Source organism: Pseudomonas lurida (assembly GCF_002563895.1).
In the GTDB taxonomy this organism is placed as follows: domain Bacteria; phylum Pseudomonadota; class Gammaproteobacteria; order Pseudomonadales; family Pseudomonadaceae; genus Aquipseudomonas; species Aquipseudomonas lurida.
The window spans coordinates 1,271,015-1,287,734 of the sequence record NZ_PDJB01000001.1 but is presented as its reverse complement, the minus strand read 5'-3'; the positions used below and the strand labels follow the sequence as shown (position 1 = coordinate 1,287,734).

Below are 16,720 nucleotides of genomic sequence, written 5' to 3'. Positions count from 1 at the left end.
ACTCATGGAGAGCCCGTGCTCGAAATCCGTCATCTCAAGACCCTGCACGCCCTGCGCGAAGCCGACAGTCTGGTCGAAGCCGCCGAGCGCCTGCACCTGACGCAGTCGGCGCTGTCCCACCAGTTCAAGGAGCTGGAGGAGCGCCTGGGCATGCCCTTGTTCGTGCGCAAGACCAAGCCCCTGCGCTTCACCAGCGCCGGCCTGCGCCTGCTGCAACTGGCCGATGCCACCCTGCCGTTGCTGCGCGGTGCCGAACGCGATATCGCACGGTTGGCCGGCGGCACTGCCGGGCGTTTGCACATGGCCATCGAGTGCCACAGTTGCTTCCAGTGGCTGATGCCAACCATCGACCAGTTCCGCGACGCGTGGCCGGAAGTCGAGCTGGACCTGGCCTCAGGCTTCGCCTTTGCGCCCTTGCCTGCTTTGGCCCGGGGCGATCTGGACCTGGTGGTGACATCTGACCCACTTGAGTTGCCCGGCATCACCTACGTGCCGTTGTTCACTTACGAAGCCATGCTCGCGGTCGCCAACCAGCACCCGCTGGCGCACAAGGCGTACATCGTGCCGGAGGACCTGCTGACCGAAACCCTGATCACTTACCCGGTGGAGCGCGACCGCCTGGACATCTTCACCCGCTTCCTGGAACCGGCCGACGTCGAACCGGCCCAGGTGCGCACCTCGGAACTGACGGTGATGATGATGCAGCTGGTAGCCAGCGGCCGCGGCGTATGCGGCATGCCCCATTGGGCGCTGCATGAATACAGCTCGCGCGGCTACGTGAAGGCCAAGCGCCTGGGCGAGAAAGGCTTGTTTGCGACGCTGTATGCAGGGATCCGTGCGGACATGCTGGACGCGCCGTATATGCGCGACTTCTTGCTGACTGCCAAGGACACCTCGTTTTCCACCTTGGATGGGGTCAGCGCGGTGCGCTAGCGCACAGCCGATGAGATCAATTGTGGTCGCTATCACCGGTCGTGCAATTCGCGCCACATGTGGATCTTGTCGAAATAATCAACGCCTACCCGCACCGCCAGCGGCTCCAGGCCGTACTGGATGAAGCCGCAGCGCTGGTACAAGGCAAAGGCGGCGTCATTGCCGGCGGTGACGGTCAGTTGGATCACTTTCAGGCGCGGGTGCTGGCGGGCTTCATCGAGCGCCGCCTCGACCAGTCGACGGCCCAGGCCTTTGAGTTGGCAAGCCTTCGTCACGTACATACCGAACAAGGTCACCTTGTGCCGCGCCTTCTCCCGTGGCTCGAACGCCAGGCCGACAATGCCCGCCAGTTCATCCCCATGGAACCCGCCCAGCAACCGATCAAGCGGGTTGTCGAGGCGCTTCTGCCACCAGCTCAATGGCATCGCGGCGCGCTCGGCCACGCTGGAGGTGAACGCCTGGGGATACGCCTCATAGGCCTCCAGCATCAACGCCCGGTAGGCCTCGGCGTCGTCGGCCCCCAGCGTGCGGATGATCATGCCGTCAACGATGCGCGATAGAACGGCAGGATCAGATCCCGCGTCAACGGTGCCAGGACCAGGCCACCATCACCGGCCGGATCGATCCAGCGCACCTCTTCGATCTCGGCGGCCGGGTTGACCGCGACGTCGATCTGGACCTGGAACAGCTCGGCTTCCACCGTGAAACCTGGCTCGTTGACCGCCGGCGCGGAAAACGTGCCAAGGTAGACCGCGGCGCCGGGGTCGATACGCAGGTTCAGTTCTTCGTGCAGCTCACGGGCCAGGGCCTCGGCGGGCTGCTCGCCCGCATCGATCTTGCCGCCTGGTTGCATGAAGGCTTGGGTGCCGCGCTTGCGCACCAGCAGGGTCTGGCCGTCGCTGCCGATCAGGAGTGCGGCGGCGATGCGGATGGTGGAGGGCATGAACGGTCTTCCTTGGTTGCAAAGAGCGTAAGGATCACATGCCGAAAGCCCCCCCGCAATCCAATGTGGGAGCGGGCTTGCTCGCGAAAGCGCAGTGTCAGGCAACGCTGTGGTGATTGCCCCACCGCCTTCGCGAGCAAGCCCGCTCCCACACGGTTGACGGTGTTCAGCCCGGGATCACCGTGTGGTCCTTGATGAACACGCTGTACCGCGCGCCTTCCATGGTCTCAAACGCAATCAATTTGTCCACCAACGGCAGGTTCAACACCTTGCCCGCATTGAGCAGCAGCATGCCGTTGTCGGCATTGAGATTGCGCGCCAGCACCATGCCTTCCGCAAGCTCGCGGGTGCCAAGCACTTTGACGTTGGGGTCGCCCAGGGTCACGTCGTTGAGGTAAGTGGCGCAGACCAGCACAAAGTCTTCGACCATCACCGGGTCATACAGCCGGCCAGCGTATTTGCGGATGTAGAGCAGCGCTTCGTCGCTGTTCATCTGCCGTTCCAGGATCAGGCCTTTTTGCAGTTCGATAAAGTCCACCGCCAGTTTAAGCAGGCGCGACCCGACGGGAATCGCTTCGCCCTTGAGGTGGTCCGGGAAACCGCTGCCATCCCAGCGTTCCTGGTGATGGCGGATCAACCGCGCGGCGTCTTTCATCGGCTCCAGGGTCATCAGCAACGACTCGCTCTGGGTCGCATAGGCGCGATAACGTTCGCGGTCGCTGCTGTGCAGCAGGTCCGAGGGCGAGGCCATCATGCTGTCGCTCCAGCTCAGCTTGCCGATGTTGTAGAGCGCGGCAGCCATGGTCAGGTCGCGGTTGCTGGCTTCGTCCACACCATGGGCCACGCACCAGGTGCGCACCAGTTCGATGATCTGCCGGTTGGTCTGCTTGGCGCGCGGCAGGCGCAGGTTGGCCAGCAGCGAGAACACTTCAGTGCCTGTGGCGTAGCTGTGCTTGAGCTCTTCGTAGGCCAGGTCGAGCATGTCGGCGGTCTGCTGCAGTTCGCTGGTACGCGAGGCCACGCGTTTTTCCAGGGTGGCATTGAGCTGCTTGAGCTCATCGTTCTGCTGCTGGATCAGCTGTTCGAGGCGCAGGCGTTCCAGCTCGGAATGCTGATGGGCCAGGGATTGGCGCAGGGCCAGCAGCAACTCTTCATCGTTCCAGGGTTTGCTCAGGTAGCGATAGATCTCACCTTCGTTGATCGCTTTGATGATCAGGGTCAGGTCGGTCTCGCTGGTCAGCAGGATCCGCACAGTGTGGGGATAGTGCTGGTGGACATGCGCCAGCAGCGAGGCGCCATCCATGTCCGGCAGGCGTGCGGCGCTCATCACCAGGTCGACGGGTTGGCTGGCAAGAATGGCGAGGGCATCGGCAGCGCACGTGGCGCTGTGCACGTCGAAGGGCTCCAGCCGTAGCAAGTGCGTCAGGCTGTGGAGTACGTCCGGGTGGGCATCGATCAACAGCACCACGGCACGGTCGGCATCGGTGAACGTCGTTGACTCTCCCATGGGACACCTCGGATCGTCGGTGTGCGTTCCTTATTGTCTGGGCCTGCCCTCCTGGCGGTTACAGAGTAGTCTAGTCGGTTTTGCGCAGCGTGATGGCCTTACGATATCAACGCAAAAAAAAGCCGCTCCGGCATCGGAGCGGCTTTCGAGGTGAAGCATGCAAGCCTCACGCCTCGGCTTTTTTCGGGCTTGAGCCGAACGAAGCGAAGCGCTTGTTGAACCCGGCGATCCGGCCTTCGGCCTGGGTCTTGCGCTGTTGGCCGGTGTAGATCGGGTGCGAGGCGCTGGACACGTCCAGAGGAATGTACGGGTAAGTGTTGCCGTCGCTGTGTGAGTGGATGCGGTCGCTGTCGGCAGTGGAGCCGATCAGGAAGAACACGTCGGCGGCGGTGTCGTGGAACAGCACGGTGCGGTACTCGGGATGGATACCAGCTTTCATAAGGCCTCCGGGGCGTCTGGGTGCATTCGATGTGTTATACAGTAACACAAAGCATGCGCCCAAACGAGAACCGATTGCAATAAGAATAGACCGGGACGGTCTATGCCGCTTCCTGGAAATCCATTTCCGGTGGCTGTTGCGAGAAACCGCGGGTGAGTACGCCCAGGTAAACCAAGCCAATCGCCAACCACACCAGGCCCAGGTAGATTGCCAAGTGATCGAGGCTGACCATCAACCACAGGTCCGCCAGCAGGCCGATGGCCGGGAACACCAGGAACAGGATCAGCTCACGCACACCCCGCTGCCTGGCACCGATCCAGTAGTGGAAGATCACCGACAGGTTCACCAGGCTGAATGCCAGGAACGCACCGAAGTTGATGAACGAGGTGGAGGTGGTCACGTCCAGCTTCAACGCCAGCAGTGCCACCACTGCACACAGCAAGATGCTGTTGACCGGCGTGCCGAATCGCGCATGCAGGGTGCCGAAGAACGATTTGGGCAACACACCATCGCGGCCCATCGCGAACAGCAAGCGCGACCCACTGGCCTGGGCCGACAGCCCCGAGGCGAACTGACCCACGATCAGGCCGATGAGGAAGATCGACACAAACAGGTCACCACCGATGTTGCGCGCGATTTCATACGCCGCAGAGTCCACATTGGTGAATTCGAACGATGGATGAGCGATCTGCACAAAGTAGGACACCGCTACGAAGATCAGCCCACCGATCAGGGTGATCAACATGATCGCCCGTGGAATGGTGCGGCGTGGGTCGCGGGTTTCTTCGGTGAGGGTGCTGACCGCGTCAAAGCCCAGGAACGAATAGCAGGCGATGGCCGCGCCACTCATGATCAACGGCATTTGCATCTGGCCATTGAAGAATGGCGTGATGGTCCACAGCGGCTTGCTCGCATCGCCCCCGATGTAGTGGATGCACAACGCGACAAACGCGATCAGCACCAGAAACTGCACCAGCATCAGCAAGGCATTGATGCCGTTGGCCAACTTGAGGCCGACGATGTTGATGGCGCTGGTGATGCCGATGAATGCCAGCACCCAGACCCACTGGGGCACCGCCGGAAACGCCGAATTCAGGTACGCCGCGCCGATCAGCCAGATGGCCATGGGCAGGAACAGGTAGTCGAGCAACACCGCCCAACCGGCGATGAATCCCAGCTTGGGGCTGATGGCCTTGCGCACATAGCTGTAGGCGGAACCGGCTACCGGGAAGGCCGAGGCCATGCGCCCATAGCTCATGGCGGTGAAGAACATCGCCACCAGGGCGGCGAGGTAAGCGGCGGGGACCATGCCGGCGGTGGATTGCGCCAGGATGCCGAAGGTGCCGAGCACAATGATCGGCGTCATATAGGCGATGCCAAACAGCACCACCGACCCTAACGACAGGGTGCGTTGCAAACGAGCCATGAGCGATTCTCCGCTGATTTATTAGATTTATGGCAGAACTGAAGTCGGTGAAGCCGGTGTCATTTTTCTTATGGTCAAGCACGTTTTCGGTGGCGAGTGGGCTTGCCCCACTCGACACGAGGATCGATTCACAGATCAGGGGCGTGGGATCAACAACTCGCGTGTCCCATCGCTGCGCTCGATCACCTCACCGGGCAATTTCAAACGCTGGTCATCCAGGTAGCGGTAGTCCTTGCGCGCCGCTGCCAGTTGGTCGAGATCCAGTTCGACGGTGAACTGCCCTTCCTCACGCCCGGCCTCGAACAGCAACGTGCCAAAGGGGTCGACCAAGGCGCTGCCGCCCGCAAACAACAACCCGCCATCGCCCTCCTCCACACGGTTGACCATCAGCGCAAACGCCTGGTTTTCCTGGGCGCGCGCCATGATCGCGGTGCGGTGCGTGGGGCCATACGGGTCCATGTTGCCGTTAGTGACGATCAACAACTCGGCACCCAGTTGCGCGTTGGCACGCGCGGTTTCCGGGAACTCGATGTCGTAGCAGATCAACAGCCCGACGCGCACGCCGTTCCACAGGCAGGTGGCGTAGCGATCACCCGGGGTGAACACGCCACGGTCCGAGGCCCATAGGTGGGTCTTGCGATAGCGCAGGGCGATGCCGTCAGGGGTGATCAACACGGTGGTGTTATAGAATTGGCCTGCTTCGCTTTCAGCCATCCCGATCACCACCGCAATATCGCGCACGCGGCAGGCGTCGATAATGGCCTGCACAGTGGGGCCATCCAGGGGTTCCGCGATGTCGGCGACGGTCTCGGCCGAAGGGAAGCCCATCAGGTGGGTTTCCGGGAACACGATCAGTTGCGTGTCGACTGCACTTGCAGCAATCGCCGCCAAAGCGCGCTCAAGGTTGTAAGCTGTGCCGTTATCGCGGCCTGCCAACTGGGCAAATTCGACCTTCATTGGGACGTCCTGTTGTTTTATCTGTGGCGCAGTATGCGCAGCCGCACCCGTCGCGCAAATCACGCCGCCGGGGTAACCCTATGGGGGTAGACGAATGACAGTCTCGCTGCACGACATCGCCTGGCACCGTTCGGTCGGGCAAATGATAGACGCCCTCGACCAGGCCAATTTCTGGACCCAACTGGTGCGTTTGCTCGACCAGTACGTGCCGTTCGACAGTTGGGTGGTGGTGCTGTTCAGCAGCGAGCACCGCCCGCTGGTGTTCGCCGAATGCCCCGGTGCCGACGGCACGCCAGACCATCTGTTCCAGGACTACCTCAACGGCCTGTACCTGCTCGACCCGTTCTACATCGCCAGCCGTGAACATTCGCGCACCGGCTTGTTCCGCCTGGCGGAAGTCGCGCCGGAGCACTTTGAACTCACCGAGTACTACCAGCGCTACTTCCGCCTGAACGTGGTTGCCGATGAAATCCAATTTAATTGCCAACTGCCGGATGGGCGTACGCTATGCCTGTCCCTGGGCTCGAAACAGCGTTTTGACCCGCAGCAGATTGCGCTGCTGTCGCTGATACAACCCTGGGTGCTGAGCCTGTTGCGCCAGCGCCTGCCCTATGAACTCAACCAGGTCAGCGCGCCGCAGCCGCCGATCCAGAATGATGACTGGGGCGCGCAACTCACCGCCCGCGAGCTGGATGTAGGCCGCTTGATGCTCAGCGGTTGCTCCAGCAAGGAAATCGCTCGTAAGCTGGAAATCTCTGTTGAAACCGTGAAAGTCCATAAGAAACACATGTACAGCAAGCTAGGGATCAAATCCCAGTCTGAGCTGTTCTCGATCTTTCTACAGGCGCAAAACGCCTAGCCGATGAGTCCGAACCAAGGAAAACCGTATGAGCCTGTCGTTACTAAGCCGTTACGCCTTCTTTGCCGTGTGCGTCATTTTCACCCTCGCCAGCCTCCCCTTTATCGAACATGAATGGCTATGGCCGATCACCCTGGTCACCGGCGTGTTGAGCCTGATCGGCCTGTTCGACCTGCTGCAAAGCCCCCATGCGGTACGCCGCAACTACCCGATCCTGGGCAATATCCGTTACCTGGTGGAGGCCATCCGCCCGGAAATCCGCCAGTACCTGCTCGAATCCGACAGCGATGCCCTGCCCTTTTCCCGCGCCCAGCGTTCGCTGGTGTATTCGCGCGCCAAGAACGAAACCGCCGACAAACCCTTCGGCACCCTGATCGATGTGTACCAGTCGGGCTTCGAATTCATCGGCCACTCCATGCGCCCCGCGCCGCTGAGCGACCCCAGCGCGTTTCGCGTGATGGTCGGCGGCCCGCAGTGCAAGCAGCCGTACTCGGCGTCGGTGTTCAACATCTCGGCGATGAGCTTTGGCTCGTTGAGCGCCAACGCCATTCGCGCGTTGAACCAGGGCGCCAAACTCGGCAACTTCGCCCATGACACCGGCGAAGGCAGCATCAGCCCCTACCACCGCGAAAACGGCGGCGACCTGACCTGGGAACTGGGCAGCGGCTACTTCGGCTGCCGCACCAGCGATGGCCGCTTCGACCCGGAACGCTTCGCCGTGCAGGCGCAAGACCCGCAAGTGCGGATGATTGAAATCAAGATGAGCCAGGGCGCAAAGCCCGGCCATGGCGGGATCCTGCCCAAGCACAAGGTCACCCAGGAAATCGCAGATACGCGCGGGATCATGATGGGCGAAGACTGCATCTCGCCGTCACGCCACAGTGCCTTTTCCACGCCTATCGAACTGATGCAGTTCATCGCCCAACTGCGCGAACTGTCCGGCGGCAAACCGGTGGGTTTCAAGTTCTGCCTGGGTCACCCGTGGGAGTTCATGGGCATCGCCAAGGCCATGCTCGAAACCGGCATCCTTCCGGACTTTATCGTCGTCGATGGCAAGGAAGGCGGCACCGGCGCCGCACCGGTGGAGTTCACCGACCATATCGGCGTGCCGCTGCGTGAAGGCCTGCTGTTCGTGCACAACACCCTGGTGGGCCTGAACCTGCGCGACAAGATCAAGCTTGGCGCCAGCGGCAAGATCGTCAGTGCCTTCGATATCGCCAGCGTCCTCGCCATCGGCGCAGACTGGGCCAACGCCGCACGCGGCTTCATGTTCGCCATCGGCTGCATTCAGTCGCAAAGCTGCCACACCAACAAGTGCCCGACCGGTGTCGCCACCCAGGACCCCTTGCGCCAACGTGCGCTGGTGGTACCCGACAAGGCCCAGCGCGTGTTCAACTTCCATCGCAACACCCTCAAGGCCCTGGCGGAAATGCTCGCGGCAGCGGGCCTGGATCACCCGTCGCAGCTATCGGCCAAGCACTTGGTACGGCGCATGTCGGCGACCGAGATCAAGTTGTTCTCGCAGTTGCATGTGTTCCTCAAGCCAGGCGAACTGCTCACCGGCGAAGTGAACGGCGAGTTCTATTCGCGCATGTGGCAGATGGCACGGGCGGACAGTTTTGAACCCCATGAAGCCAGCGCTGCGTAACATCAGTACCCCCCTTCTGCGCTGAACCGGACCACCGACGGCATCGTTGAAACAAGGAGCCTCACATGCCGTTAGTGGACTTCGCCGCCATCGCCGGGCAACTGCCCGACAGTTGGAAATCAAGGCGCCTGGGCCAGGTCGGCCCGGCGCTGATCAAGGTGTTGCGCATGGCACGCCAGTGATCATTGATATCTAGAGACATTCAGTAATACCCAACCTTTGCAATTGCTTACAAATACCGCCAACCTGCGCCCGCCCGACGTGCGGCGTACGATAACAACCGCGCTCGCTTGTCATTACTAAACACCTTGCTCAAGAGCCCGTAGCCATGCTGAACGGACGCGACCCGCGCATCGATTTTTTTCGGGGCCTGGCGTTGATCTTCATTTTCTGGGATCACGTCCCCCACAATCCCCTGGGCCAGATCACCCTGCGCAATATCGGTTTCAGCGATGCCGCCGAGGTGTTCGTGTTCCTCGCCGGTTTTGCCGCCGTGTTGGCGTACGGCAAGATCATGCAGCGCGACGGCTACTGGATGGCCTGCCTGAAAATCCTGCGGCGCACCTGGGTGTTGTACGTGGTGCATATCTTTCTTTTAGCCATGCTGATGGGCATCGTCTTCTACGCCAACAGCCACGTGGAAACCCGTGACCTGGTCGAAGAGATGGGCCTGACGCACTTCGTCACCCACCCACAGCAGGCACTTACAGATGAGCTGCTGCTGCGCTTCAAGCCCAACCTGATGGACCCGTTGCCGCTGTACATCGTGCTGCTGGCCGGCCTGTCGGTGGTGTTGCCGCTGATGATCCGCAAGACCTGGACGGTGGTGACGGTGTCCGCCACGGTGTACCTGCTGGCCCCCTGGATGGGGTGGAACCTGCGCGCGATTGCCGATGGCGTGTGGTACTTCAACCCAGTGACCTGGCAATTTCTGTTTGTGCTGGGCGCAGCCGCGGCGATTCACGCACAACAGCCGCGCCAACCCGAGACCCGGCCGTTACTGCGCCAGCCTTTGTTCGTCGCCGCGGCGCTGTATGTGCTGGTGGCCGGCGTGATCACCCTCGGCTGGCGCTTGCCCGAGGTCCACGATGCACTGATGCCGTCAGCCTTGAGCGACCTGCTGTACCCGATCAGCAAGACCGACTTGTCGCCAGTGCGCCTGGTGCACTTCCTCGCACTGGCGTACGTCACCGCCAAGCTGCTGCCGGGTGCCGGGTGGACACGAAACCGACTGGCCGCCGAGGTCTGCCGCATGGGCCGTTTTTCCCTCGAGGTGTTCTGCCTGGGCGTGCTGTTGGCGCCACTGGCAGACATGGTCAACGCCCTGGCTGGCGATACCTTCGCCGTACAGGTGTTCACCGCGCTGGTGGGTGCCGGGCTGATGGCCGCGCTGGCCGCCTGGCTGGAATTCAATAAACGCCTGAGCCAACCGGTGCCGGCCCGACAACAGCTACATAGTTAGCCCCGCAGCGAAAAAACGGCATGCTCCCATTGGCCTTCCACTCTTCGTGAAAGGCCAATGCACATGCCGACCCATCAACTCCTCAACGGTCTGTCCGGCAACCTCCAATCGAGTACCACCTGGGCACAGCAGCAGGCGCTGGACCTGATCCAGCGCAATGTTGTGCAAGCCATGAGCAGCCTGACCGCGCAAGAACAAGCGCTTTACCTGAAATTGCAACGCGAGGCCCAGCAGGCGCTCACCGCGCTCGACCGTGCAAAAAATGCGCTGGTCCAGGCCTTCAAGACCCAGGGGCTTGCGCAATTGCGCGACAAGCTGGAGGGCCGGGATCCAGAGCAGTACCGGATCTACACCACCTACCTGGAGAAACGCGAGCAACCGTTTCCCTGGGACCCGCCGCCTCGCCAGCGTGACGATCGACCGCGCCGCGCCTATGACGAATGGCAGTTCACCCTGCACACCAAGGACATGACGCTCTGGGAGGCAGCCTGCCTGAATTTCGGGTTTACCCATTCGATCATCCAGGACTCCGGCTTCAGCCAGGTCGAGGCCAGTGAAATTGTCGGCCCTGGCCCGCCTCTCGACACCTTGAGGTTTATCAACACGGCCCGAGCGTTGAACCTCGGTGGTCAACTGCGGGTACGCACCGATGCGGCACTTGGGGAAAACGGCCGATTGCGCAACCTGTTCGCCACCGCCGCAAAAGCCACGTTGCAGTTTGACCTGCTGGAGTCCTGGCGCCTGCGTGCCACCACCGGGCTCACCCAGCCAGTGTATGACGCCTTGCGCGCCAGCCTCACCGAGAGGGGGCCGTCACTGGCATTCGACACCCTGGGCCTGACCTCGGGCCTGACGCTTATCGTGTCCGTCCCGTTCGTGCCCTGGGAAAACGTGATCCCGCTACCACTGCTGCTGATTCGCGTCGCCAGCCTCGGGGTAGTGACGTATTTCCCCCAGCGCCCCGGCGGTGCCTTCCGTTATCACATCGACGCCCAGGCGGGCGAAGCCGACCTGCGCCAGCAACTCAAGGACAGCCAGCAACAACAGGACCTCGGTTGGTTTTCCCGGCAGTTGCCCTTGATCGGCCTGTCGGTCTTCACCTCGCTCCTGAACCAGGAGCCACGCCCGGAAGGCCTGAACTGGCTGGCAGGACCGTTGTACGACGGGTTTCACACAGCTTTTGCACCACGGACCCTGGACACTGTGCGCTTCGCCGCCGACGCCAAGACCGGCCGCCCGTTATCACTGGTCGACGCATTCACCCGTCGCCTGATCCAGCGTTACCAGTCGGACCTCGCCACCCTCGCCACCGAGCGCTCCGAAGCTGACTGGCGGGCGCTCAAGGACGCCGTGGCGGCCGTCGCCGGGGAAGTCCTGCACCTGCTGCTGACCCCCATGCCCGGCGGTGTCAGCGGCATGAATCGGATCATGCAACTGACCGTACTGGGCAGCATGACTTACAGCCTGGCCCAGGGCCTGGACGATGCGTCCAAAGGCCAGGCCAACAGCTTCGCCTCCGCCCTGGCGGACTTGGCCGACCTCGCCATCAGCGGCCGCTTGATGAGTGTCGCCGGCCGCGCTCATCGCCTGCGCATGCTCAATTACCTGGAGACACTCGGTAACCCGCGCAAGGTGATCCGTCCCGACGGCACCGAGGAGCTATGGAAACCCGACGCTTCGCCCTATGCCTACTCACGGCAGAACCTGCTCGATGGGCGGACCGCTGACGCGCTGGGCATCTACACCCTGGACGGCAAGACCTACGCCAAACTGCGCGAGGGCGCCCAGACCCTGGTGGTAGAAGTCCGTCGCGACCCGCACAGCATGCGCTACACCCTCAAGCACGGGACCGGCGCCAGTTACACGCCGCCCATCCTCTTCGAGCCGGCCTTGCAGGCCTGGGTGTTCGACCTGAAAAACGCCCACACCTTATCCGACGTACAACTGCTGCAACGCATGCTGCCCAATGGTTCCTCCATCACCCCGGATGTCGACCTGGAATTGATGCTGCGCAGCACCTCGACCACCCGCACCGCCCTGGACGCGGTCTGGAGCGAGCAGGCGGCCCCGCTGAACCTGATCGAAGGCGTGCGGCGCCTGCAGGCCGACCAGGTCATTCAACAGGTCATCGAGCGCTTCGACGAGCCGGGCTACCTGCCGCCCCATGGCGACAGCCTGGTGTTTTGCCTGTTGACGCAACTGCCCGGCTGGCCGGCCGACACGCTGCTGAGCGTGCGGGATGAGCACGGCGTATTGATCGAGACCTACAGCCCGTCCGTCCTGCCCTCGCCCACCTCGCCTACGGTGTACCTCACCCGCCAGGAGGATGGCCGCTACGGTGACGCGGACAACCAGCGCCTGCCGCCCGGCACGGTAGACCCGCTGCTGCGCTTGATCATGCGGCAACAGCCCGGCGCGTCGAGCCTGGGCAAGGACGGCGGGGTCTCGCATAGCGAAGAGCAGCGCCTCAGTCACTTGCGTCGCCAGGTCGCGCAACTGGCCGCCCGCGAGCGCATTACGCTGTTCAACGCCGTGGTCAACTACGCCGGTTACGAAAAAACCGAGCTCATCCCTCCCCTCGGCGCTCGCCGCTTTTTGCCGCTCAAGGCTGCGCCACCACTGGTGACAGTCACCCCGTTGTTGAAAAAACTACGCGACCTGAACCAACCATTGTCCACCGCCAACCTCAAGCGCCTGCTGGAGCAAGAACCCCTGACGCCGCGCCAGCAACAGGACTACCTGCAACACGGCACCCTGCCGCTGACGTTTCGCGACCTGCTGGATCACCAACGCACCGCGCTGCGCATCGACGCGGTGATCGACGGCCTGTACCACCCCCGTGAGTTCACTGAAGACATCGATCAATGGGCAAGGGAATTCGCCTCGGCGCTGGTGCGCCACACGCTCAAGCGCCCCTTTGTCGTCAATGATGTGGCGAGCGGCGAACTCTACGCATCTACCGGCCCCGACGATCCCACCGTCGCGCTGCGTCACTACGGCGGTGGCGACTACAGGGCCTACGATATGCGCAACGGCGGCGAAATCCCGGTGTCGCCCCCGGTCGACAGTTTTTACCTGGCGATCGGTTCGGTGCTGCAGCCCCACGAACATCGATTGCTGGGCATGAGCAGCGCTGACGACGCCAAGGGTTTGCGCAAGACACTGGGCGACTACATGAGTACCCAGCGCAGCCCCGAGGGGTTCGTCAGCCTGGTCAACGGCTCCCTGGTGCAGTACGAACAACAACTGGTGCTACCGCTCGGCCTGACGCCCAAGGCCGACGGCCCCTTCGAGTTCAACGCCCGGCATTACTTGCCACTGCAGGGCTCCTTGTATCGGATCGCCTTCGATAAAGACCTGCTCAAGTGGCGCCTGGTCCACCCGCAAAAAATCGGAGTCAACACCCCCACCCTTGAGCACAACGGTGACGGGGCCTGGCGCTTATCCAGCGAAAACCCGATGACCTGGGACAACCACCGCCTGCTTTACCGTCTGGGCAATCACCGTTATGCCTTCACCGAGGACATGGCCGGCAAGATCATGGCCTTGACCGATACCTCGCCAGAAGTGCTGCGCCAGGTCCACCGTTCGGGGCGGGCCGCGCCACCGTTGCTGGCCGACACCTGCAAACGCTTCAAGATCGATGAGGAGATCCAGCTGTTTCTCAAGGCGATACGCATCGACCCCGCCGCAAAGACAGCACGCCCGGAAATCCAATTGCTGGCACTGATCGGGTTACGTGGCTGGCCCTCCGACCATGTGCTGCAAATTGTCGACGAGCAGCAACGCGTGCTGAAGCAATACCCCGACACTGCACCGGCCACGGCGCGCAGGATCACGGTGACGGAACAGGACTACCTCGACGGAAAATTGCTTGGCGCCGTGATCAAGAACGATCACGTTTGCCAGGGATTGCTGGCCGAAACGCCCGCCACCGACGACGAACGCTTGTTCAAACTGGTGACCAAAATCGTTGCGTACACTGAGCAAGAACGCATGGGCTTTTTAGATTCAATCTACGCAAGCAGCGAACGCAATGGCTCCGCGCAAGAAAAACGCTTCAAGGCCAAACACCCGAACCTGCCCACCAGTACCGTCAAGGCGATCCTCAGCCACGCGTCGCCACGGGAACTCAAGCAGCTGAATGAAAACAACCAGGTGGGCCTGCGCCTTTCGGAGCAGGCACGCCTGTCCAGCCACGACCTGCGGTTGAACCGCGCGTACGAGGGGTTGTACCTGCCGTCCTGCGCCAACCCGGACAGCGACAAGATCGCGCTGTACCTGCTCAAGTTCCTGCCCGACTGGCCACGGGCAATGCGCGTCGATATCCATCAAGGCGACCCTCAAGGGAGGTTGCTGGAAAGCGCAGGGCACCTGGACGGCGCGGTGCGTCGTCTGCTGGCCAGGACCGACCGTGGATATCAGGCCTACGATGCCGCAGGCAGGCCGATGGGCAGCGCCTCGAACAGGCTGTTGCCCGCGCTGGTGACATTGCTGTCTGCCAGCGAACAGGCAAGCCTGGGCATCACCGACACTGAAGACTTGTCCGCCTTGCGCGAACAGCTGGTAGCCCTGGCCCTAGGACGCCGGGTGGACATCAAAGGCGTGCTGGGCCTGCCCCACCTGCAACCCTGGATGCAGCCCCCCATGCGGGTCGACCGATCATTCCTGGCCTACCCGATCTGGCAATGGCACTGGCCGTTCGGTGCCAATCGTCCACTCGACCTGGTGTCCAAGGTGCAAGAGCTGTACCCCAGCTTCAGCAGCAGCGATGCCCAGCGGTTTATCCGCTCACTGAATACGAGCGAGCCCCTCGCGATGATCGAACTTGACCGGCGCCAGGCCGAATACAGCGCCATGGACACAGAACTGACACGCTGGTCCGACACCTACCAGGCGATGGACGACCCCGACAACGACCCCCTCGGTCAGCACCTGGGCCGCCGCCGCTTCGTGGCCAACCAATTGCGCCGCGCCTGGCGACGGGAAGAGCCACGGCGCTATATCACCGGCTTGTTCCATGTGCATTCACTGGCGCTGCAGCTGGACGACATCAACCTGCCCCCGGCCTCGTTCATCGCCAGCCTCACAGGGTTCGAACACATCGAACACCTGAAGATTTCGGGCAACGCCTTCCCGGACAGCGGCGACGCCTTCCTGGGCAAGTTCTCCGGGCTCAATTCCCTGGAGATCGACTGCAGCCTGAACGTTTTACCCCAAGCCATCACCGTCATGACACAGCTGACCCACCTGAACCTGTCCCGCAACGGCTTGGTCCTGACCGACGAAGCGTCGGCACGCTTGGCCAACATGGTCGGTTTGAAGCATCTCGACCTGAGCAATAACGCACTGGGCAACACACCGGACGTAAGCCGGCTCAACCAACTGACCTACCTGAACCTGCGCAATACCCAGATCAGCCAGTGGCCCACGGGTACCTGGGAATTACCCGGCCTGCTGACCCTGCACCTGGAGGACAACCTGATCAGCAGCATTCCCGAACAGGTGTTGACCGACACGCGGCTGGCAACGACCAACCGCAACACCTTCTTGCACAGCAACCCCTTATCAGGCACGGCGCGTCAGCAGATTGCCGACTACCGACGTCGCAACGGCATTGACCTGGGCGGCGCCCTCGGTGGCCTGCGCCATATTCCAGGGGTCGATGACGAACTCAACCAGTGGCTGGACGGGGTGCCCGGCAGCGAGTACCCCGAGCGCAAGTTGCTGTGGGAGAGTTTGCTGCTCAGTGAGGAGACGCGCCCGGATGACGCATTCCAGGTCCTTCGAGACCTGACCCAAACCTACGCCTACGTCGGGTCGAGGGTATCCAGGGAATCGCTGACCACCCGCGTATGGACGTTGCTGTTGGCGATGGGGGAATCGACAGAGTTACGTAACAACGTATTCCTCAATACCTATGGTTCGGGGGATTGCGGCGACAGTGCCCTGCTGGCCTTCACCAAAATGGAGCTGGAACACCGGATTCACCAGGCCAAGAACAAGCCTCGCACCTACGAAAGCGACCGGGAGCTGATTGCCTTGTCCACCGGGCGTTTTTATCTGAACCAACTGGACCATATTTCCGACAACTTCATCCGGCAACGGGAACTGGCCAACCTGGAGGTCGATCCGGCCGAGGTCTGCATTTACTTTCGCGCCCAAATGGCCGCGGAGTTCGATCTGCCGTTCTACCCGCTGGAGTTGCTGTATACCGTCGAGCGCTACGTGACCGACGCGGTACTCGATGATGCCCGCGTCCAACTGCGTCGGCTGGGTCAAAGCCCGGCCTTGCAAGAGTGGCTGTTGACGGAAGGGTTCTGGATCGAGTACCTGGCAAGGAGTCACCCGGAGCCCTTTTCCACCATCAAGGACCGTACTCAATACAAAGTGAGGTTGCTGGAACGAGAGCTGCCCAACAAAACCTCCGACGAATATCTGGAGCGGCGCCAGTCATTGGTCGATTGGGAGAAGGATGAACATGACCTTCTGGTGCGACAGCTGACCGTCGCCACACAGGCCGCCTTGCAACACGCCTGAGTCGGC

11 protein-coding genes and 1 pseudogene are annotated in these 16,720 nt (G+C 62.0%); 6 read left to right on the top strand and 6 right to left on the bottom strand.

Features of this window, described 5'->3' with window-relative positions; genetic code table 11:
- Positions 1–15 precede the first annotated feature (15 nt).
- Positions 16–933: a transcriptional regulator MetR gene (gene metR, locus ATH90_RS05765; protein ID WP_034102381.1), complete on the top strand. Its 918-nt coding sequence runs from the start codon at positions 16–18 to the stop codon at positions 931–933.
- 32 nt (positions 934–965) lie between these two features.
- Here the strand turns inward: metR and ATH90_RS05760 are convergent, their stop codons facing one another.
- From ATH90_RS05760 to ATH90_RS05735, 6 genes are all read right to left on the bottom strand, one after another.
- Positions 966–1,472 (bottom strand): GNAT family N-acetyltransferase, encoded by a 507-nt coding sequence (locus tag ATH90_RS05760; protein ID WP_034102380.1) that lies wholly within the window; start codon positions 1,470–1,472, stop codon positions 966–968.
- Positions 1,469–1,876, bottom strand: coding sequence for an NUDIX hydrolase (locus tag ATH90_RS05755; protein WP_069021972.1), 408 nt, complete (start codon positions 1,874–1,876; stop codon positions 1,469–1,471). The genes ATH90_RS05760 and ATH90_RS05755 overlap by 4 nt, the downstream gene beginning before the upstream one ends.
- Before the next feature lie 166 nt (positions 1,877–2,042).
- Positions 2,043–3,383, bottom strand: a complete 1,341-nt coding sequence (gene nosR, locus ATH90_RS05750; protein WP_034102378.1) for a response regulator c-di-GMP phosphodiesterase, NosR family — start codon at positions 3,381–3,383, stop codon at positions 2,043–2,045.
- Between the two features lie 166 nt (positions 3,384–3,549).
- Positions 3,550–3,822, bottom strand: coding sequence for a type B 50S ribosomal protein L31 (locus ATH90_RS05745; protein WP_098465860.1), 273 nt, complete (start codon positions 3,820–3,822; stop codon positions 3,550–3,552).
- A gap of 100 nt (positions 3,823–3,922) precedes the next feature.
- Positions 3,923–5,248 carry an APC family permease gene (locus ATH90_RS05740; protein WP_034102376.1) on the bottom strand — a complete coding sequence of 442 codons (1,326 nt, stop codon included), beginning with the start codon at positions 5,246–5,248 and terminating at the stop codon, positions 3,923–3,925.
- A gap of 135 nt (positions 5,249–5,383) precedes the next feature.
- A complete protein-coding gene (locus tag ATH90_RS05735; protein WP_034102375.1) occupies positions 5,384–6,205 on the bottom strand; it encodes a carbon-nitrogen hydrolase family protein in 822 nt (273 codons plus the stop codon).
- Positions 6,206–6,299: 94 nt separating this feature from the next.
- Between ATH90_RS05735 and ATH90_RS05730 the strand changes: the two genes are divergently transcribed.
- From ATH90_RS05730 to ATH90_RS05710, 5 genes and pseudogenes are all read left to right on the top strand, one after another.
- Complete coding sequence (locus tag ATH90_RS05730; protein ID WP_034102374.1) at positions 6,300–7,064, top strand: helix-turn-helix transcriptional regulator; 765 nt, start codon at positions 6,300–6,302, stop codon at positions 7,062–7,064.
- Positions 7,065–7,092: 28 nt separating this feature from the next.
- Positions 7,093–8,712 carry an FMN-binding glutamate synthase family protein gene (locus ATH90_RS05725; protein ID WP_034102373.1) on the top strand — a complete coding sequence of 540 codons (1,620 nt, stop codon included), beginning with the start codon at positions 7,093–7,095 and terminating at the stop codon, positions 8,710–8,712.
- Positions 8,713–8,777: 65 nt separating this feature from the next.
- Positions 8,778–8,891 (top strand): annotated as a pseudogene (locus tag ATH90_RS05720) (cupin domain-containing protein); the annotation flags it as partial.
- A gap of 149 nt (positions 8,892–9,040) precedes the next feature.
- On the top strand, positions 9,041–10,174 hold the full coding sequence (locus ATH90_RS05715) for an OpgC family protein (RefSeq protein WP_098465859.1): 1,134 nt from the start codon (positions 9,041–9,043) through the stop codon (positions 10,172–10,174).
- Positions 10,175–10,237: 63 nt separating this feature from the next.
- Positions 10,238–16,714, top strand: coding sequence for an NEL-type E3 ubiquitin ligase domain-containing protein (locus ATH90_RS05710; RefSeq protein ID WP_098467648.1), 6,477 nt, complete (start codon positions 10,238–10,240; stop codon positions 16,712–16,714).
- Positions 16,715–16,720 lie beyond the last annotated feature (6 nt).